10 protein-coding genes are annotated in these 20,876 nt (G+C 39.6%); 6 read left to right on the forward strand and 4 right to left on the reverse strand.

Annotated features, from left to right (window positions below; translation table 11 throughout):
- Nucleotides 1–388: 388 nt before the first annotated feature.
- From ACWATR_RS15985 to ACWATR_RS16000, 4 genes are all read right to left on the reverse strand, one after another.
- Complete coding sequence (locus ACWATR_RS15985) at nt 389–1,081, reverse strand: DevA family ABC transporter ATP-binding protein (protein ID WP_460334186.1); 693 nt, start codon at nt 1,079–1,081, stop codon at nt 389–391.
- A 23-nt stretch (nt 1,082–1,104) separates the two neighbouring features.
- Nucleotides 1,105–2,277, reverse strand: a complete 1,173-nt coding sequence (gene devC, locus ACWATR_RS15990) for an ABC transporter permease DevC (protein WP_460334189.1) — start codon at nt 2,275–2,277, stop codon at nt 1,105–1,107.
- 145 nt (nt 2,278–2,422) lie between these two features.
- Nucleotides 2,423–3,628 carry an ABC exporter membrane fusion protein gene (locus ACWATR_RS15995; RefSeq protein WP_460334192.1) on the reverse strand — a complete coding sequence of 402 codons (1,206 nt, stop codon included), beginning with the start codon at nt 3,626–3,628 and terminating at the stop codon, nt 2,423–2,425.
- Between the two features lie 312 nt (nt 3,629–3,940).
- Nucleotides 3,941–4,264, reverse strand: a complete 324-nt coding sequence (locus tag ACWATR_RS16000; RefSeq protein ID WP_069074443.1) for a hypothetical protein — start codon at nt 4,262–4,264, stop codon at nt 3,941–3,943.
- Between the two features lie 1,110 nt (nt 4,265–5,374).
- Here ACWATR_RS16000 and ACWATR_RS16005 point away from each other — a divergent pair.
- The 6 genes from ACWATR_RS16005 (at nt 5,375) to ACWATR_RS16030 (ending at nt 20,799) form a co-directional block, all read left to right on the forward strand.
- Nucleotides 5,375–5,716 (forward strand): hypothetical protein, encoded by a 342-nt coding sequence (locus ACWATR_RS16005; protein ID WP_460334195.1) that lies wholly within the window; start codon nt 5,375–5,377, stop codon nt 5,714–5,716.
- A 726-nt stretch (nt 5,717–6,442) separates the two neighbouring features.
- Nucleotides 6,443–13,804 carry an SDR family NAD(P)-dependent oxidoreductase gene (locus ACWATR_RS16010; protein WP_460334198.1) on the forward strand — a complete coding sequence of 2,454 codons (7,362 nt, stop codon included), beginning with the start codon at nt 6,443–6,445 and terminating at the stop codon, nt 13,802–13,804.
- 286 nt (nt 13,805–14,090) lie between these two features.
- The gene (locus ACWATR_RS16015) at nt 14,091–17,438 is read left to right on the forward strand and encodes a PfaB family protein (RefSeq protein WP_460334200.1); all 3,348 of its coding nucleotides are present in this window, start codon (nt 14,091–14,093) and stop codon (nt 17,436–17,438) included.
- 49 nt (nt 17,439–17,487) lie between these two features.
- Nucleotides 17,488–19,149, forward strand: coding sequence for a PfaD family polyunsaturated fatty acid/polyketide biosynthesis protein (locus tag ACWATR_RS16020; protein WP_460334202.1), 1,662 nt, complete (start codon nt 17,488–17,490; stop codon nt 19,147–19,149).
- 14 nt (nt 19,150–19,163) lie between these two features.
- Nucleotides 19,164–20,462 carry a hypothetical protein gene (locus ACWATR_RS16025; RefSeq protein WP_460334205.1) on the forward strand — a complete coding sequence of 433 codons (1,299 nt, stop codon included), beginning with the start codon at nt 19,164–19,166 and terminating at the stop codon, nt 20,460–20,462.
- A 49-nt stretch (nt 20,463–20,511) separates the two neighbouring features.
- A complete protein-coding gene (locus ACWATR_RS16030) occupies nt 20,512–20,799 on the forward strand; it encodes a 2Fe-2S iron-sulfur cluster-binding protein (RefSeq protein WP_460334208.1) in 288 nt (95 codons plus the stop codon).
- Nucleotides 20,800–20,876: the final 77 nt, after the last annotated feature.

Consider the following 20,876-nt stretch of genomic DNA (forward strand, 5'->3'; position numbering starts at 1 on the left):
TTGTAGAGACGTAGATTTATCGTGTCTCGAAAACCCACAATTTTGTACAATTAGCCCTTAACCCAAGCGTATTGGGGTAGAGGTTTAGCACATTGCTCATTGGTGTCAACTTAACGCAAAACCGCACGTCCGCCAGGGATTGTAAATCCCTGTCTCATAGCTAAAGTCCTCTGAAGAGGACTAAATAGCGCAAAAATTTTCAGTCTACTTCAGTAGACTTGAGCAATTAGTCAGGGATTTACAATCCCTGGCGGGTGAATAACACCCAATCAGTACGCTATTTTTGGCTTAAGTTGACACCAATGAGCAGTGCTAAACCTCTACGAAAAATCTATATGTATCAAGATTTTCGTGAAATGGTATGAGACTTTCGTTTTCTTAAGGATAATCACGAAACTTCTTTGACCAGATAACCATCTTCCATATGAATTATCCGATCTGCAATATCTAAAATTCTATTGTCGTGAGTGACCATTAAGATAGCACAATTCTGTTCTTTAGCTAGTTGCTGCATCAAGGTGACAACATCTCGGCCTGTCTTACTGTCTAAAGCTGCTGTCGGTTCATCAGCTAAAACTAATTTGGGATGACTTACTAAAGCACGAGCAATGGCTACCCGTTGTTTTTGTCCTCCAGAAAGATCAGACGGATAATAATTGACTCTATTCTCCAATTTAACAGCACTGAGTATAGCTTCTGATTTTTTGCGAGCTTCCAATTCAGAAATGTTTTTGTGTAATTCAAGTGACATTTGAACATTCTGTCTCGCTGTTAAGAAATCTAGCAAGTTGTGAGCTTGAAAAATATAGCCAATATGCCGACGTACTTGAACTAATTGCTGATTAGTAGCTCCAGAAAGCTCCTTACCGATAAATTTCAAACTTCCTTCTTGGACAGAACGTAACCCACCAATTAAAGTCAGTAAAGTTGTTTTTCCTGAACCTGATGGCCCAGTCATAATCACAATTTCTCCATATTTGATATTAAAATTAATATCAGATAATACCTGACTTCGTATTTTTTTATCGCCGAAGTAGTGATTAAGATTTTCTATGGTGACGATGAATTTTTGTTTAAGCATTTTATTTATACACTAGATTTAATCTAGAAAATATCCGCTGGATCTACATTTCGGAGTTTATTTGTAGATAAAAACCCCGAAGTTAAACACATTAATGTTGCTGAGATTAATACTAAGATGGCTTTATCTGTAGTCATGATAACTGGTAATTTAGTAGCATTTTTTGATACATCATATAGGGCTATAGATATAGCCAAACCCGGAACATAACCTAGAGATGCTAAAATTAAAGCTTGTTGAAAAACTACACTTAATAAGTATTTATTTTTGAATCCCATTGCTTTTAAAGTTGCATATTCAGTTAAATGACTAGAAATATTACTATAAAGTATTTGATAAACAACGATTACACCAACAACAAACCCCATTAACACCATCAAATTAAACACGAACCCAATAGGTGTTCTAAGAGACCAATAGGCTTTTTCCAAAGCAATAAAGTCTTTGCGGGTAATAACTCTTACATCTTTGGGTAACTTGGCTGATAAATCTGCTAAAACTTTTTGGGGGTTAGCACCAGGTTTGAGTTTAATTAATCCTATATCTATCTTTTGTACCGGACGATCTTGAAATATTCGCAGAAAAGTTGAAGAACTAACGATTAAATTTCCATCAACGCCAAAAGAAGGCCCTAGTTTAAATAAACCACCAATTTTAACTTTGTAACCAACTAATCCGGTATAGCTAAATATTTCAACTTTGATATCTTTTCCTTGCTCAAAATATTTAGCGATCGCACCAAATTCTGGTCGAGAATCGCGGTCAAATAAAACGACGTTAGGGATTCTGATTAGATTAAGTTTTTCTTCGATATTTGGAAACTTAAAAATCGATTTAACTGGATCAAATCCAAGCACATATAGTGGAAATTTTAGACCATTATTGGGGTTTTTAAACTTAGCAAATTGTACATATAAAGGGCTAACTGATTCTACAGTATCAAAACCTAATACCTGATATAAATTTGAACGAAAAAAGCTTTGGTTTGATGTTAAAGATTTATATTGGGCACTAATTAAAAATAAGTCCCCTTCAAGATTTTTATGCAACTGGGTAGCACTATCATAGAGGGCAGCTTGAAAACCAATTTGCATAAACATTAGAACTGCAACAAAAGCAATTCCAGCTAAAGCTACAAGAAAGCGAATTTTTTGTCGAGCTAATTGTAGCCAAGCTAAGGGGATATTGAGAATCATTTGGTAAACCTCAAGGATAGAAATCAGACTAAATTGAGGAAAAGTGCTGTGTTTAAATCAAGATTTTTTAGCGTGTCCTAATTACGAATTAATCTTAGGCAATTTAGGAATATTTTGTGAGTTAAAAAAGTTCTATTGAGAACTACTAAATATCAATCATGACCTCCACCTGTAAATCAGTCAAGCCAGCGATTTGCTGGTTGTCTTCCATATTGTCAATACGAATTTTTACATCAACTATTTTGTTGTCAGTATCTGCTTGAAGATTGCTATTAAAGATATTTTGTTTGCCAATTTGCAAACCAATATCTGCGACTTTTCCTCGTAATTTCCCTGGCAAAGCATCGCTAGTAATAATGGCCGACTGACCTAGACGCACTTTTTTAATATCAGTTTCATAGACTTCTGCTACCACATACATCTGTTGTGTGCGACCTAAATCAGCTATTCCTGTATTGCCGATAACTTCTCCAGGCCAAGCATTAATTTTCATGATTTGCCCGGTTATAGGCGATCGCACAATACTTAAATCCCACTCTGCCTTAGCCTGGTTAACTGAGGCTACTGCACTTTCGACATCAGCTTGGGCTGCTGCTATATCGGTAGGACGAATCTCAGCAATACTTTTGAGTCTGGCTTTGGCCTCCGTTAACTGCTTTTGCAGAGTTTCTACGGTGCGGTTGAGAGAAGCCCTAGCTTCATTGAGTTGCTGTTGAACTGTATCTACTCGCAAACGTTTAGTATCTGCATCGGAAGCTGAAATCGCCCCGTCTTTGTATAACTGTTGATATCGCTGATTTTCGCTTTCAGCATTACGCCACTCAGCCTCTAAACGAGCGATCGTTGCTTGTTGTGCAGAGGTTTCTCCACGCAATTCAGCTTCTAAACGAGCAATGGTTGCTTTTTGTGCAGATATATCTCCAGCTTTTGCACCAGCTTTTACCTGGTTGAGACTAGCTTGGGCAACTAGGACTTGTTGCTGGGCTTTTTCTAGCGCTGCAAGACGAGGAAAATAACTGTCTAGAATTGCAACTACTTGCCCCTGTCGCACCCTATCTCCTTTATTTACCATGAGTTTTGTGACCCTTACACCCCCTTGGGATTCTGGGGCCGACAGACGAATAACTTCTCCTTGAGGTTCTAAACGTCCTAAAGCAGCAATAGCAGTCATTTTAGGAGGACTATTTGGGGTAGCTTGAGGCTCAACTTTCGAGGACAACTGAAATCGTGAGAAGGTATAGAAAGTAACAGCACCAGTTGCTACAGTCATAGTAGTTGCTAACATGACTGGCCACCAACCTACAGGTTTGATGAATGGTTTTATGAATGACTGTTTTTGTTTTTGTACCATAATTTTAATGAGGGAATTAAGCCCCCCTTCAAAAGGGGGGGGTGAGGGGTTCTTCCGAAGCCAGATATCACTAACACTAAAGGTATTGATTCATCAATCTATTAGTAGAATCAAACCACTGTGCAGAGTCACTAATCATTAGTTATTAGTCCAAGAGAAATCACACCCACTCTTTAAGATGGTTTGAATTAGTCCGATGAAAGACAAAGTTTTCCACCCACAAGGAACGGGGTATGCACCAATGATCAATGACTACTTAATTAACTTTCGGTAGAGCCATTTGGTACTTTATCCATCTAGTCAGAGATAGCTCTATTTGTTTAGTACTACCTCTTTTTTAGTTTTAACGATCGCCAAGTATTCACTACGAGTTCCATCTATGCGATAGTGGTCGCAGATTTGGCATAGTTTCAAAATATCCAATCGGCTAAATACTTTTTGATGCTCAATCCCGTTGTCATTTCTCCATCGCCAGAAAGTTGTCCGGTCAATGCGGCGATTACTTTCTGGCCATCTTCGTCTGGATAAAAAATCTACTAGTTCCTCTTCAAAAAACGAGTAGCCTTTCGGTAACTTCAGGAGTTCTTCTCTTAACTTAATTAGCGGTATGAGTGGATCTAGCTCAGATAGTCTCATGCCAGCAAGCCCTTATATTTTCGTGACAGTAAAATTATGCAGAACGCTTCATACAACACGGGTCATCGCATTAAATTGCATTGTCATACTGTGCGTTTATGAATATATAGAGGAACCAGCAAATCAGGTGAATTTATATTTATCTTCTCCCTATTGATCTATCTCTAAGCATTCTTAAACAAACAGTATTGAATTACATCATTTAATCACTTACGATAAACTGAATGATACTCAATTGCAACCCACATGCAACATTGACGATGATAAATAGTTAGCAACATTTTCGGCATAAAACATTGACAGAATTTGCAATTCTTTATTACTTTTCAACATTGTTATATCCTTGGTATTATTCAGCATATCGAAATAGGTCTTTGGTTTGTGATTTATTTTTTGTTAACTAGAGTTTTTCATTCCTTAGATATAGCTACTAGTGGCTATTGTGACATTGTAGTAAATGGATTTTGTTGTACAATAATGGCTTTTGAAAAAATTAGCTTATTGATTAATGCATAATTTATTAAACAAATAAATCAACTTGTAGATAGATGTAAAAGCTATAGCAGTAATTAACAGATACCCAATCTTTGTAAAAAGATGGTTATCTGTGTCTTTTAATACGCAAATAAATGACATACAGTTTAACTTGGTTGATAAATTAATGCTTTTGATTAGCACTTAACCTTCTTCTATCACTCTAGGCATAGTAAACATTTGAAGATAAAATACACATGCCTGATACGTAGAAAAATAGCTGCTCACTTTAACTAGACTCCTCAAACTATAAAAGAAGTCTTACATGAATGACGAAAAATTGAATTGGATTGGCAACATCTTAAAAAAATGAACTATCAGGACAAATATTTGACAGCGAGTTAGACCTTGCTTATGACGTAATCAATGGAATTAAAGCAAGGAGAAAAAGTGGAAAACACAGTGTAGAACGTATTAAATTTAACTCTTGCTTTCGACTTTAACTTTTTATTACATAGTTATAATTTTCCACGTCGACTTACTTACTTAATTCAATGAGAATGATTGAAACGAAGATATATGCAATTTATATGCAATTTCTAAAATGTATTTTTACTATGTGACATACTAATTGAAATGAGTTTTAATAATTATGTGAGTGAAAGCGATCGCCCTCCAAAGACCCTAGATAAAATGAAACTACAGCGATTCATGCTCTCATTGCCAAGCTTTGATAACCAGCGACTGATTTTTCATTCAGCTCGCCAGACTCTTCGCAAAGCTGAAATGGCCCGCGTCGCGGTGCGTGAATGGCTCAATCAACATGATTGTGAGCTAGAAGAGTGGAAAAGTAAAAAAGCTTCTGAGTTGGGAATTAGTATTAGTAGACTTGAACAAAAGCTATTAGCTGCTGCTCAACATCAGGCGATAACAAGTAAAGGAGATAACAATTCTAATCCAGAAGAAGATTCTGTATAATTTAATGCGTAGATTCTGAATAACTTACCGGATGTTAGCTAAGAAATGTGTAACCAAAACTATAGTACTGTTAATTTGAAGTTACCTACAAAGTTGTGTTTGACAATATTTGATGTGGTAACACTTATCTCGTCGTATGTAAGTTGCATATCAATTGAAATGGAGAAGCGACTAGTTTAATATTCAGGACAAGCAACCGTTGATAGGATAACACGGAGTAGGATAAGTTTTCTGGATGAAACTATCCAAGCTAAAACTGATCAACAACCAGGGCTATTTTATTCTCATCTAGTCCGCCTCAGAATGAATTCTGAGTCTAATAGCGAAATTCGTCTAAAGACGGCTAAGAAAAGATTATAGTCTGTTTTAACAAACTATAGTTATTAGCCGGAAACTTAAGTTATGGGCAGTTTATGTCTAGAACGAAATAGCCCTGGATCAATAATTTATGTTTTAACGTTGAATTCATCTCTAATTTAAAGAGATTTTCAGATACGTGAAATAGTCCAACAAAGAAGTCGGAATTATACATTTAGACTTCACAATATCGCCATTACAATCTCTTCCATTCAGGGTTATAACTCTTGAATCTTTAACTCAAAGCATATCAGTCATCATCTATAACCCTAATTCTTTCTAAAAGCCGATCGAATCTACCTTTTTTGTAGAGGTAATATTTTTATAAAAATCTCTACATCTTATAAATCCAATAGTAAAGATAAAGTCATGGCTGCTTCTAGAATTGAAGCTGTTTTGGCACAGTTGCAAGAAGAAGTGAGCAATTGTGAACAGGCTCTAATCAAGCTCATACAGGTGAAAAAAGTTATGGTTGACAATGCACCACTAACCAGCGAAATAAATACACATCGGCAAAAAACCGATATTGCCATTATCGGGATGGCTTCTATATTTCCCCAATCGAAAAATTTACAGGAATATTGGGAAACAATTATTCACAAAGTTGATTGTATTACTGATATTCCCGCTTCGCGTTGGAATGTAGAGGATTATTATGATCCTAATCCCAGAGCGTTTGATAAAACCTACTGTAAAAGAGGCGGGTTTATCCCGGATGTCAATTTCAATCCGATGGAATTTGGCCTGCCACCCAACAGCCTAGAAGTCACAGACATTTCGCAATTGCTAGGTTTACTTGTTGCGAAAGCAGCGATGGAAGATGCCGGTTACGGCGAATCTAAGCAGTTTAGTCGTGAACGCACCGGTGTAATCTTAGGTGTAGCGCTAGGTAGGCAGTTGGCGGTTCCACTGACTGCGAGAATGCAGTACCCAGTTTGGGAAAAAGTTCTCAAAGGCAGTGGCTTATCCGATGAGGATACACAAAAAATCATTGAGAAAATCAAAAGTGCATACGTGCAGTGGGATGAAAATGCCTTCCCCGGTATGCTGGCAAATGTAGTTACAGGAAGAATTGCCAATCGCTTAGATTTGGGTGGAACTAATTGTGTAGTCGATGCCGCCTGTGCAAGTTCATTGGGTGCGCTCAAAATGGCAATTAGTGAGCTAATTGAGCATCGAGCCGATATGATGATCACTGGCGGAGTTGACACCGACAACTCAATTATGGCCTATATGTGTTTCAGCAAAACTCCTGCTGTTTCCCAAGGTGAGAATGTCAAACCATTCGATGCCGAATCAGATGGGATGATGCTGGGTGAAGGTGTGGGAATGTTAGTCCTGAAGCGCCTTGAGGATGCCCAGCGAGATAATGACCGAATCTATGCAGTCATCAAAGGTATTGGCACTTCTAGCGATGGCCGTTATAAAAGCATCTATGCACCGCGTCCTGAAGGTCAAGTCAGAGCCTTACATCGTGCTTACGAAGATGCCGGATTTTCACCTACCAGTGTTGGTTTGATTGAAGCACACGGCACTGGCACTATGGCTGGAGATCCAGCCGAATTTTCATCGATAAAAGAAGTTTTTGGCGAAAACAATCCCAAAAAACAACATATTGCCCTCGGAACTGTTAAATCACAGATTGGACATACAAAAGCGGCTGCGGGTGCGGCGAGTTTGATTAAAACGGCTTTGGCTCTCCACCACAAAGTCTTACCAGCCACCATTAATGTCACCAAACCGCATCCTAAATTAGATATTGATAGTTCCCCATTTTATTTAAATACGGAAACTAGACCTTGGATTAGCAGCGATGAGCAACCAAGACGTGCAGGGGTAAGTTCTTTTGGCTTTGGCGGCACAAATTATCACGTCGTTTTGGAAGAATACACAAGTCAACATCAACAACCTTATCGTTTACACAAACCTTCCCAGCCGGTGTTGCTATTTGCGTCAACGCCTGAAGAATTGTTGTCGCGTTGTCAAGAAATTGGACAGCAATTGCAATCCGATACGGGAGAGCAACTTTATACAGAATTGATTTCGGCGTCTCAATCTTTAGAAATTCCGATCGCAAATGCCAGACTTGGATTTGTTGCTGATTCTCTCACTCAAGCTTGCGACTTATTACAAACAAGTATTGAGTTGCTAAGAAACAAGTTGCAAGCAGAATCATGGGAACATCCCCAAGGAATTTACTACCGCAAAACTGGCATAGCAACAGAGGGGAAGGTGGTTGCTCTATTTTCTGGGCAAGGTTCGCAATATTTAGAGATGGGTCGGGAACTCTTAATTAATTTCCCAGAATTGGGGCAGACCTATACTCAAATTGACAACCTTTTACACCAAGACGGTTTGCAACCCCTTTCGGAGGTTGTTTTCCCTAACCCTGTGTTTGATTTAGATCAAAAGACTGCCCAGATGAAAGTCTTGCAGCAAACAGAATATGCACAGCCGGCGATTGGGGCTTTTAGCACTGGTTTGTACAAGATATTGCAACAAGCTGGGTTTAAGCCTGATTTTGTGGCAGGGCATAGTTTTGGAGAACTTACCGCTCTTTGGGCTGCGGGAGTTTTGAGTGAGAAAGATTACTTTTTCTTAGTCAAAGCTAGGGGTCAAGCGATGGCTGCACCAGAAGATCCGCAGTTGGATGCGGGAGCCATGCTGGCGGTAAAAGGGGATGTTAATCAGGTTACAGAACTGATTCAGAATTTCCCGCTGATTACTATTGCTAACCTGAATTCTCCAAATCAGATGGTGTTAGCAGGGACGAAAGCTGAAATTGCCAATGTAGAAGAGGCTCTGAAAACTCAAGGATTCTCTACTATCTTGCTGGGAGTTTCCGCAGCTTTCCATACTCCACTAGTAGCTTATGCACAGCAACCCTTTGCCAGAGCTATTGAAAAAGTTACTTTCAACGAGCCACAAATCCCGGTTTACACCAATGTGACCGGAAAGCGTTACCCCAATGACCCGCAAGTTATTCAAAAAGTCCTCAAAGAACATCTGAGGAATCAGGTGTTGTTTAAGCAGGAAATTGAGAATATTTATGCTGAAGGCGGTCATTGCTTTATTGAATTTGGGCCGAGGAGTGTTCTCACCAACTTGGTAAAAGATATTCTGAGCGATCGCCCTCATTTAGCAGTAGCTTTAAATACCAGTCATCTCAAAGATAGCGATCGCACTTTACGGCAAGCTGTTATTCAATTGCGCGTTGCTGGATTACCTTTGCAAAACTTAGACCCCTATCAACTGGAGTACAAAATCCCAGAAGCTTCTCCAAATAAGGTCTTGAATGTCCGCTTAAATAGCACCAACTATGTATCGGAAAAAACAAAGCAGTCCTTTGAAAAGGCTATGCAAAATGGGCATCAAGTGAAATCTACTGTTGCGAATGGTAATCAACCAGCAATACCTAACCCCTCTTATCCAACAGAGAAAGTTGCAGTCAACGCTCAATCCACCGTTGGAAATGGCAATAAGCCAGTAACAGCTAACCCCTCTTATCCAACAGAGAAAGTTGCAGTCAATGGTCAATCCACCGTTGGCAATGGTAATAAACCAGCAATAGCTAACCCCTCTTATCCAGCAGAGAAAGTTGCAGTCAACGGTCAATCCACCGTTGGAAATGGCAATAAACCAGTAATACCTAACCCCTCTCATCCAGCAGAGAAAGTCGCAGTCAATGGTGGAGTGAAATCTGTGCAGAATGGGCAATCAGATCAACTAGATATCAAGTCTTTGCAACCTATTCCAGAACTTCCTCTAAGTTACCTAAGAGCTATAGACAACTTAGAGTACACATTAATAGAGTTCAATCGCCATCAACATGATATCTTGCAGGTTCATGAACAATCTTTGAACCATCAGACAGAATATACCAAAACCTTTTTCCAACTCATGCAGCAACAACATGCGTTGTGGGGAAATGGTAAATTCAGCGAGCCACAAACACAAACACAGCAATTAGTAGTCTCTAGTTCAGAACGCAGCATCATGCGGTTTCACGACCATCAAGCTGATAGCATCCGCATCCATGAGCAATATCTGAACCATCAGCAAGAATACACTAACAACTTTTTCCAATTGCTCCAGCGACATTATGAACAGTCGCCCAGCAGTACAAGTCTGATACCGCCAATTAACTATCAACCTAGTCCAGTAGTTCCACCAACCCAAAAGGATAACTCTGTTCTGGAAACTGCATTGGTTGATGTACTGAGTAACGGTTTTGCCACTAAATCTGAGCCAGTTTCGACTAATGGTAATGGCACAAATGGTAATGGCGCACATCATCAAGCAGCAGTTTTGGATATTAATCCATTAGAGGAGAATAAGAGTGCAACTGTAGCGTTTGTACCCCCAGCACCCGCAGAACCAGTAATACCCACAGAACCAGTAATACCCGCAGAACCAGTAATACCCACAGAACCAGTAGCACCCCCACCCCCAGCAGTAATCATTGATCAAGCCATCCTGAGCGAAACTCTGATTAACGTTGTTAGTGATAAAACAGGCTATCCAACGGAGATGCTAGACCTGACAATGGATATCGAGGCAGATTTGGGGATTGATTCCATCAAACGTGTGGAAATTCTCGGAGCGTTGTTAGAACTATATCCCGATTTGCCCAGACCGAATCCCGAAGAAGTGGGACAGCTACGCACCCTCGGTCAAATAGCTGAGTATATGGGGAAAATTGCATCAGAAATCTCAGCAGCGATCCCTGCGGTGGGCCTTGTCAACGCACCTGTTGATGAAACTGGGGGAGATGGGAAAGATGGGGGAAATGACGGTGATGGGGGAGTAACAGTAACATCCCCCTCATCCCCTTCACCCCCCTCACCCCCTTCATCTCCAGAGCTTACTAACATTGTCTCCAACGTCGTGAGTGAAAAAACTGGCTACTCGATGACGATGTTAGATTTATCAATGGATCTTGAGACAGATTTGGGAATTGATCGCGTCAAACTTGTGGAAATTCTAGGAGCGTTGCTAGAACTATATCCTGATTTACCCAAGCTGAATTCAGAAGCATTAGCCCAACTTCATACCCTCGGACAAATTGTTGCATATATAGAGAAGGGACTGGGGACTGGGGACTGGGGACTAGGGACTGGGGAAGAGTTTTCCCAATCCCCATTACCCAGTACCCAATCCCCAGTACCCAATACCCAATCCCCAATACCCAGTACCCAATCCCCAATACCCAATACCCAATCCCCAATCCCCAGTACCCAATCCCGAATTCTTCGCTCTCCTGTCAAACTCAAATATCTTCCTGAACCTGATTTTTTAGATTTCACGTTCCCAGATCAGCATATTGCCTTGCTTACTGATGATGGTTCTCTCACCACGACGAAACTAGCTGAGACTCTGTTAAAGCGTGGCTGGAAGACTGTTGTCTTAACTTTTCCCTCAACTGTGATTCCTAAGCAATCTGCTTTACCTGAAGGGGTTAGCCGTGTGGTGCTTGCAGATTTGAGCGAGGAGCATTTGCAAGAACAGTTAACAGCGATCGCTAATAATTATGGACAAATCGCTACATTTATCCATCTAAATCCCTCAAATCACGAAGATACAAGCAAGAATGTCCGCTATCTGGAATCAGAAAAAGCTATTCTTCGCCATGTCTTTCTCATCGCCAAATATCTCAAGGAACCACTGAATCAAGCAGCACTTCAAGGACGCAGTAGTTTTGTAACTGTGGCTCGTCTGGATGGCGAATTCGGACTAGGACACAAAACTAACTTCGGTGCAATTGGTGCTGGACTATTTGGACTCACTAAAAGTTTGAACCAGGAATGGGAATCTGTATTTTGTCGAGCGATCGACCTCAATCCTGATTTAGATGCCGAAATATCAGCACAGCATATTCTCGCTGAACTTCATGATCCCAATCTATTGGTTGCGGAAGTAGGATATAACTCACAAGGACGATCAACCTTAATATGTGAACAAGAATTAGGGACTGGGGAAGAATTTTCCCAATCCCCAGTACCCAATCCCCAGTACCCAATCCCCCATTCCCAATCGGTTTTTCTCGTAAGTGGCGGTGCTAAAGGGATAACGGCTCAGTGTGCGATCAAACTAGCGCAACGTTATCAATGCAAATTTATCTTGCTAGGTCGTTCCGCCGCCGATCCAGAACCCGTGTGGACTGAAGGTTACTTGAGTGAAGCTGATTTGAAAAAGCGGATTATGGAGGATTTCTTGGCTAGAGGCGAAAAACCCACACCTGCAATGGTGCAGAAAAAGTTTAACGTTATTTCATCTAGTCGGGAAATTGCCACAACCTTACAAGCCATTAAACAAGCGGGTGGGAAAGCCGAATATTTGAATGTTGATGTGACTGATGCGATCGCGCTTTCTGAACAAGTTGCTAATGCTGTGAAGCGTTTCGGCCCAGTGACAGGAATTATTCACGGGGCTGGTAATCTGGCTGATAAGCGGATTGAGAAAAAATCAGTCCAAGATTTTGAAACAGTTTACACTGCCAAGGTTAAAGGTCTAGAAAACCTGTTGCGGTGTGTACCACCCAATCAATTGAATTATTTAGTCCTATTTTCTTCTGTAGTTGGTTTCTACGGAAATGTCGGACAGACAGATTATGCGATCGCAAATGAAATTCTCAACAAATCAGCCCACCTTGTCAAACTCAACCATCCCCATTCTCATGTAGTAGCGATTAATTGGGGCCCTTGGGACAGTGGTATGGTTTCTCCTGAATTAAAGCAAGCTTTTGCTGAACGAAATATCGAGACTATTCCGATTGAAATTGGCACAGAATTTTTAGTTGATGAATTAGCTAGTAAAAATCAAGAAACTGTGCAAGTTGTGATTGGTAGCCCCCTGGTGTTTATCCCAGAAAGGCTACCAAGTGAGTTGAGAAATTTTCGTATCCAGCGGCAACTCACATTAGCTGCTAATCCCTTTTTACAAGACCATGTAATTGCTGGTTATCCAGTTCTACCAGCAACTTGTGGACTATTATGGATTGCTAATGCTTGTGAACAAATCTATCCTGGTTACAAAGCTTTCAGTTGTACAAATTATAAAGTTTTGAAGGGACTAATCTTCGATGAAAATTTACAAACTGAATACACTTTAGAATTGCAAGAAATTGCTAAACATGATATCAATGAAATAGATTTCGATGCCAAAATTTGGAGTAAAACTCCAGAAGGTAAAATCCGTTATCATTTCAGTAGCCAGATGAAACTGAAGCGGCAAGTTCCTAGTACCCCTACACTCGAATTTCTGAACTTAAGCCAGGATCATAGAATCACCGCTACGACTTCATCACTTTATCAAAATGGGGCAGCTACCTTATTTCACGGACTTACTTTTCAAGGTGTAAAATCTGTCTTAAATGCCACTCTGGATAAGATAACCATAGAATGCTACTTGCCAGAACCAGCAAAAAGACAACAAGGACAATTCCCAGTCCAAACATTTAATCCCTATATTGCAGATGTGCAGATTCATGCATTTTGGATTTGGGCACAGCATTTTTATCAGGTAGCTTGTTTACCTTCGGAAATCAAAACTTTTGAACAGTTTGAAGCTGTCCCCTTTGATGAAACATTTTATGTTTCTTGTGAAATAAAATCTAAAACAGAATCGGGTCTAGTGGTTGATGTCATCGCCCATAATCAGCAAGGACAAATATATACCCGAATGCTTGGAGCAAAGGGAACTATTTTACCCAAGCAATTAGATGAAATTTAACTAGGAATTAGCCTAAATTTTCACTTAATTTGGAACAGCTTCCTAACCCCAGGTAAGAAATTCAAAGTCCAGGAGCTACGGTGTAGAATTACCCCCCTTAATCCCCCCTTGTAAAGGGGGGAAACCGGAAAATCTTGTTCCCTCCCCTTTGCAAGGGGAGGGTTAGGGTGGGGTAAAACCTCGATTAATCAGCATTTCAGACACCGTGGGCTTAAAGGAGAGAGGTTTTCCAGATATCGGGAATCAGCAACTCAAAAATTTATATATCAGCTTGAGGAGATAGGTGATGGAAGAATTTGCAAAAAATAAAACTCCTAAAATAGCAATTGTGGGAATGGATTGCTATTTTGGTGGTGACTGCAAAGGATTAGATGCCTTTGAACGCAGTATTTATGAAGGAACTCAGCATTTTATTCCCATCCCTCCTCAGCGATTGCAAGCAATAGAAGCACAAGAAAAGTTGCTGAAAAACTATGGTTTTGCCGACGGTGCATTACCATTAGGCGCATACATCAAAGATTTTGAGATTGATGCTTTAGATTTGGAAATACCGCCAGAAGAAGCAGACAATTTTAATTCTCAAGAACTATTGATGCTTCAGGTAGCTGATAATGCCCTCAAAGATGCGGCACTTCCTCAAGGGACAAGAATAGCAATAATCATTGCTACTGCTACAGAACTAACTCTGGATCAACTTCCGAAAACAGAGCAATTGGAAGCCATCGAACAAGATAATCAATATCCAAGTTACATCGAAAATGGACTGGCTAATTATATTTCCAAACTATGGAATTTTGCTGGCCCTGCATTCACATTAATTGCCAAACACAATACTGTTTTTAAAGCCTTAGAACTTGCACAAAAACTACTCACAATCAGAGAAGTAGATGCTGTTTTAGTCGGTGCAATCGAGCTTGCTGGGGATGGCGCTAGTGTTTTACGACGAAATCAAATAACAAAAGTTAACACAGGCGTGAATACTCTCAGTTATGACCAGAATGCCAATGGCTGGATAGTAGGTGAGGGTGCGGCGGCTGTAGTATTGAAGCTCCACGAAACAGCAAAACAAGAGAACAATCGCATATATGCAACCATTGACGCTCTTAGTCTCTTGAAAAATTCAACAAATAGCGTCTCCAATTCCCAATCCCCATTGCCCCTAATCCTCAATCCCCAGTCCCCAAATCCGGTAACACAAGTTTGTCAACAGGCTTTTCATCTTGCAGACATCAAACCGAAAGATATCAACTATTTGGAAGTTGTTGGTAGTGGAATTCCCCAGCAAGATGAGTCAGAAATTCAAGGTTTGCTCACAGCTTATCGCACATTTGAACCAAATTTAACTTGTGCGATCGGTAGTGTCAAAGCCAATATTGGTCATACACATACTGCATCGGGAATAGTCAGTCTGGTTAAAACAGCACTCTGTTTATATCACCGCTATATTCCTGCGGTTCCCCAATGGTCTAGTCCCAAAACGCCAGAGATTTGGCAAGGTAGTCCTTTTTATGTCGCTTCTGAATCAAAACCCTGGTTTTTAGAAAAAGGAGCTACCAGAAGAATAGCTGCGATTAATGGGATGGAGATAGATGGGAGTTACGCACATTTAATTTTGTCAGAGGAACCAAATCAGAGAGATCACAGCAGCCGATATTTAGAGCAAATGCCTTATTATGTATTTGCGATCGCAGCTGATGATCAATCAACTTTATTAGACGAAATCCGCACTCTTGAGCAAACGATTCAAAATTCTTCTTCCCTATCTGACGCTGCTAGACAGACTTTTACAGCTTTTCAACAGCGTCAACAGGCAACTTATGCTGTAGCCATTCTCGGACACAATCAAGAGGAATTGCAACGGGAAATTCAGCACTCCCTCAAGGGTATTCCCGATGCCTTCAAGACAGGTAAAGACTGGCAAACTCCTCTAGGCAGCTATTTTACAGCAAAACCACTTGGGCAAAAAGGTAAAATCGCTTTCGTTTATCCAGCAGCCTTTAGTGCTTATCTCGGAATAGGTCGGAATCTATTTCGTTTATTTCCTCAACTTTACGATCATCTGCTCATCAAAAGTGGTTACAACCGTCTCGCGAATATAGAAAAACTTGTCTACCCTCGAAGTTTAGAAAAATTTTCAAATAGTCAACTGGAAGCCCTTGAAAAGGAATTGATTAACGATTCAGTAGCAATACTCGAATTAGAAATGCTCTTTGCCACACTTTTGACGGCAACTCTGAGCAATTATTTTCAGATCAAGCCCCAATGTGCTTTTGGTTATAGCTTGGGCGAGATTAGCATGATGTTGGCTCAAGGTGTCTGGACTGAGTTTCTAGATAATAGTAAGAGCTTTAACTCATCTCCTCTGTTTAAGACAAGGCTATCTGGTTCCAAAAATGCTGTGCGCGAATATTGGGGATTACCTCAAGGAGAGGATGATAAAAGCGGAGATTTTTGGCGCAACTATATTCTTATATGTCCAGTATCTCGTGTTCAGGAAGCCATCCAAGATGAAGATCGCGTCTATTTACTTTTAATTAATACTCCAGAAGAAGTCGTGATTGCTGGTGAGATAGAAGCTTGTAAGCGGGTAATTGCCAATCTAAATTGTGATGCTTTTCTTGCTCCCTTCACCCATGTCATCCATTGCGAAGCAATGCGCTCTGAATACCATGAACTTGTGAGATTAAATACATTCCCTAGCCAAAATAAATCAGAAACTATTTTTTATTCCACAGCTGAGTATAAACCAATTGACCTTGACAGTCATTCAATAGCTCGCAATATTGCTCAAAACATCTGTCAACAGCTTAACTTTCCTCAGCTAATTAACCGTGTCTATGAAGATGGCTTCAAAATATTTCTCGAAGTAGGTGCTGGTAGTAACTGTTCCAGATGGATTGATAAAACCCTCAAGGCAAAAGAACAGATCACGGTATCTCTTAATAAAAGAGGTGTAGACGATCATACTTCTATTATCAAAGCCTTAGCAAAACTCCTCAGTCATCGGGTTAATTTAGATTTATCACCACTATATTCTCAAGAACCAAAAGGTTCCCAGAAAAACAATTCTAGGGGGAGATTTTTAACCTTAGACAGTAGCAAGATTAATTACACATCTTTGAACAATAATAAACAAGAAAAACTTCAACATATATCTTTTAGCCATCCCATTTACACTGCTAATCAAAAGCAGCATAAACTACCAGATTTTAAGGAATTAGCACAAATGAATTCTTCTTTGTTTCAAACTACAATTACAAGTCCTGTCAATACCTCTAGAAATACAGAACATATCCAACAGCAAGAAGGTCTTAAAAATGTTAGAGAATCGACTCGGCTATTGCTACAAGAGCGTAATTTAGAAACTGTAGAGAAATCAGAAAATAACGAAACTTGGATAACAGAACAGGAAAATTATCAATCCATTCTGACTTCTAGTTTGACAGTTTCTCATGTTATTGACGAACCCCATTGTCTCAATTTACGTAGCCCTTACTATCAAAAGCTAAGTGAGAATGCTTCTCGTATGACCAAAACCCATGCTGTTTTTTTACAAGCACGACAGGAGTCACTAAAGCAAATCAGCGCCATAATTCAGTTGCAAATGGCTTGTTATCAAAGGTTATTTGAATAAAAACTTTTCATACTATGCAACTACATTATCTGACTGGAGCAGGAAAAAGATGATAGGCGCAAACAATATACTCAACAAAAATGGTAATTATCTGAAAGTATCAGACTTTTCTTACCATCAAAATCAAGCTTGGCAAGGTGCTTTAGATTCTGTATCTTTTAACGAGAAAGGCATAAAATCTAAATTGCTAAATTTAGAAAAACCTTGTTATATTATTAGGGTCGAAGGAAAAATTGGCGCAACTAATGAAGGCTATTTATATCATTACAACCAAGAAAAATCTGAAAATATAGAAATATTAATAGCTGTTCCACCGTTATCAATTCGACAATTAGGTGATCCAACTTTTCTTAGCTTTCATGGCGTAAAATACGCTTATGCCACGGGCGCAATGGCTCAAGGAATTGCTTCTGAAGAACTAGTAATTGCCCTTGGTAAAGAGAAAATCTTAAGTTCATTTGGTGCTGGTGGCTTATCTCCTGCTCGCGTCGAAGCAGCCATTAACCATATTCAACAAGCTTTACCCCAAGGGCCTTACGCATTTAACTTACTCCACAGTCCCAGTGAACCTGCTATTGAACGCGGTGTTGTTGATTTGTATCTTAAATATCAGGTAAGAACAATCGAAGCTTCCGCCTTCCTCGATTTGACTGACAACATTGTTTACTACCGCGCTGCCGGACTTGGTTTGAATACAGCCAATCAAATCGAAATAAAAAATAAAATTATTGCCAAAATTTCTCGGAGAGAAGTTGCAACTAAATTTCTACAACCTGCTCCCACAAAAATCTTAAAACAATTAGTTGAGCAAGGTCTTATTAGTGAATTACAAGCAAGTCTAGCTGAAAAAATTCCTGTAGCTGATGATATTACTGTAGAAGCTGATTCTGGTGGTCATACAGATAATCGTCCTTTGATTTGTCTTTTACCATCTATCTTGGAATTGAGAGATGAAATTCAAAGAAAATTTTCTTATGAAAAACCAGTCAGAGTCGGAGTAGCAGGAGGAATTGCTACGCCACAATCAGCATTAGCTGCCTTTATGATGGGGGCTGCTTATGTTGTAACCGGCTCAATTAACCAGTCTTGTATTGAAGCTGGAACTTCTCAACATACTAAACAATTGCTGGCTCAAGCCGAGATGGCTGATGTAATGATGGCTCCGGCAGCAGATATGTTTGAAATGGGGGTAAAACTCCAAGTTCTCAAAAGAGGAACTCTCTTTCCTTTGCGAGCACAAAAACTGTTTGAGTTATACAAAAACTATGACTCAATTGAAGATATTCCACTAGCAGAAAGAGAGAAATTAGAAAAACAAGTTTTGCGAAAGAGTTTGGAAACAGTTTGGGAAGAAACAGTTAATTATTTATCTCAACGCAATCCCGATAAATTAACCAAAGCTGTTAATAATCCCAAACTGAAGATGGCTCTAATTTTCCGCTGGTATCTGGGATTATCATCTCGTTGGTCTAACTTTGGGGAAAAAGGTAGGGAAATGGATTATCAAATTTGGTGTGGGCCAGCTATGGGCAGCTTCAATGACTGGGTTAGAGGTTCTTATTTATCTGAATCAAATAATCGTCAAGTCGTTGATATTGCCAACCACATTATGACCGGAGCGGCATTTTTATACCGGATGCAAAGTTTGAAAATCCAGGGTTTACAAATGCCAGCTTATTACACTGAATATCGTCCATCTACTGCTAATTAAAGGGGGAAAATCAGATGAGCACTGTTAAAATTGATAATCGAATTCCCAAGATCCAAAATAAGCTTTTCGAGCAGGCACATACTCATCCCTTAGAATTAAAAACTGTTGCTATAGCGATGAGCAAGCAGGGAATTAAAGGAGAAAAACTCTACTCTCATCCGGGAATGCTTCCTTTACCCGTACCCATTTGTGAGTATTTACTTTCCTTTAATGCTCGTCAAATGTCAATTTTATCTGCGACATTTTTTGCTAACTTTTACAAGTATGTTGCCAATAGCGAATATCAGTCTCTCATATCCAATATGAGTGTTGCTGAAAAAGTTTTTGCTTCCTACTCGGATGAATTTATGATTCTTCATCAGGAAACTAATGAAGAAATGGATCATATTTGGTCTTTTAGAACTGTATATAGTATGGTCTGTCGAGAAATAGGAATTCAAAGTTCATTTGATGAGCCTAGTTTTTTCTATGGAACTGTTGGTGCAATACCTCAATCAGATTTTGATAACTTTGATACCCGTTTTACTTTTGATGAAGATTTAAATGAAACTCTGTTGAATCTTCAAAAGGGGAAAAGCTTTCTTAAAAAGATTGTCGAGCAGACGCAGCAGCGAGGCAAAAATTTTACATATCGAACTTTACGGTTCATGATTGGGGATGCCATGAGGATGTTACCTGCCCAAATAGTTCAAGAAATTGGCTTGGGTAGTTTGACTCTACTTTATCGATATATGGCTAATGTTGAGTTAAAAAAAAGCGAAGCTTTTTTATTTGATTCCCCTGAAAACTTTAATTATGAACCATTAGCTGTTGAATTGAATCAGGGTCATTTAACAGATGAAGCACGTCATTACACAACATCATTTGATTTAGGAGTAGAACTATATAGGGCTGCTTCTCCTGAGGGTCAAGATTTCATTCGATATTTCATACAGCTAATTGTGGAAGATTACATTAGTGCTAGTTTCACAACTTATTTGGAGAAGTTAGACCTGACTGTGCAAGGAATCATGTTAACTGATGTTAGAGTTGGGCTGAATTCGCTAAGTATGTCTCTGAAGCATCCTGAATTAGCTGATAAGCAGGTAGATATAAATCAACTACTTGATTCTTGGAGAAAGGTGAGTTCAAAGTGGCGCAATATCATTGGTTACATGGAACAAAAGAGTTGGCAATACAAATCTCAGCAGCTAGAGCGTTTGATACAAGAACTGGGATTGGAATTAAATACAACTAAGCTAGGTAATCGCTATCAGCGTTACAAGGATGCTCTAGCAATTAAGGAAATTCAAAAAGTTGTTGAAGTTGCCTAAGGTTTGCTAAATCTGCTAACCCTATTTCCTGAACCTAGTGAGTTGAGAAATGATAGTATCTATTCATTTTGAAGACGATCAAAAAACAGTTCAAGTTGAAGCAAACCAACGCTTAACTAAGGTTTGTGATGATCATCCTAGTTCAATTTTATTTGGTTGTCGTTGCGTTGCTTGCGGAACCTGCCTCATAGAAGTTGTAAGTGGGATGGAAAATCTAACTCCTGTGATGGATGAAGAACAGATTTTGCTTGATGTGTTGGCTCCAGAGAATCCCAATATTCGCCTAGCTTGTCAATGCATTGTGCAGGGTGATATTCGCATTCGGGTCGCTGATTAGTTGACAAATTGTATATAGCCCAATGTGCGCTTAAGAGATTAGGACTTACGCAAAACTATAGGCTGTAGGGGTAATCA

The organism is Nostoc sp. UIC 10890, from assembly GCF_054786515.1.

Bases quoted from the DNA above. Each gene is read 5' to 3' on its own strand.
- ACWATR_RS15985 (WP_460334186.1), bottom strand. From the start codon at position 1,081: ATGCTTAAACAAAAATTCATCGTCACCATAGAAAATCTTAATCACTAC.
- devC (WP_460334189.1), bottom strand. From the start codon at position 2,277: ATGATTCTCAATATCCCCTTAGCTTGGCTACAATTAGCTCGACAAAAA.
- ACWATR_RS15995 (WP_460334192.1), bottom strand. From the start codon at position 3,628: ATGGTACAAAAACAAAAACAGTCATTCATAAAACCATTCATCAAACCT.
- ACWATR_RS16000 (WP_069074443.1), bottom strand. From the start codon at position 4,264: ATGAGACTATCTGAGCTAGATCCACTCATACCGCTAATTAAGTTAAGA.
- ACWATR_RS16005 (WP_460334195.1), top strand. From the start codon at position 5,375: ATGAGTTTTAATAATTATGTGAGTGAAAGCGATCGCCCTCCAAAGACC.
- ACWATR_RS16010 (WP_460334198.1), top strand. From the start codon at position 6,443: ATGGCTGCTTCTAGAATTGAAGCTGTTTTGGCACAGTTGCAAGAAGAA.
- ACWATR_RS16015 (WP_460334200.1), top strand. From the start codon at position 14,091: ATGGAAGAATTTGCAAAAAATAAAACTCCTAAAATAGCAATTGTGGGA.
- ACWATR_RS16020 (WP_460334202.1), top strand. From the start codon at position 17,488: ATGATAGGCGCAAACAATATACTCAACAAAAATGGTAATTATCTGAAA.
- ACWATR_RS16025 (WP_460334205.1), top strand. From the start codon at position 19,164: ATGAGCACTGTTAAAATTGATAATCGAATTCCCAAGATCCAAAATAAG.
- ACWATR_RS16030 (WP_460334208.1), top strand. From the start codon at position 20,512: ATGATAGTATCTATTCATTTTGAAGACGATCAAAAAACAGTTCAAGTT.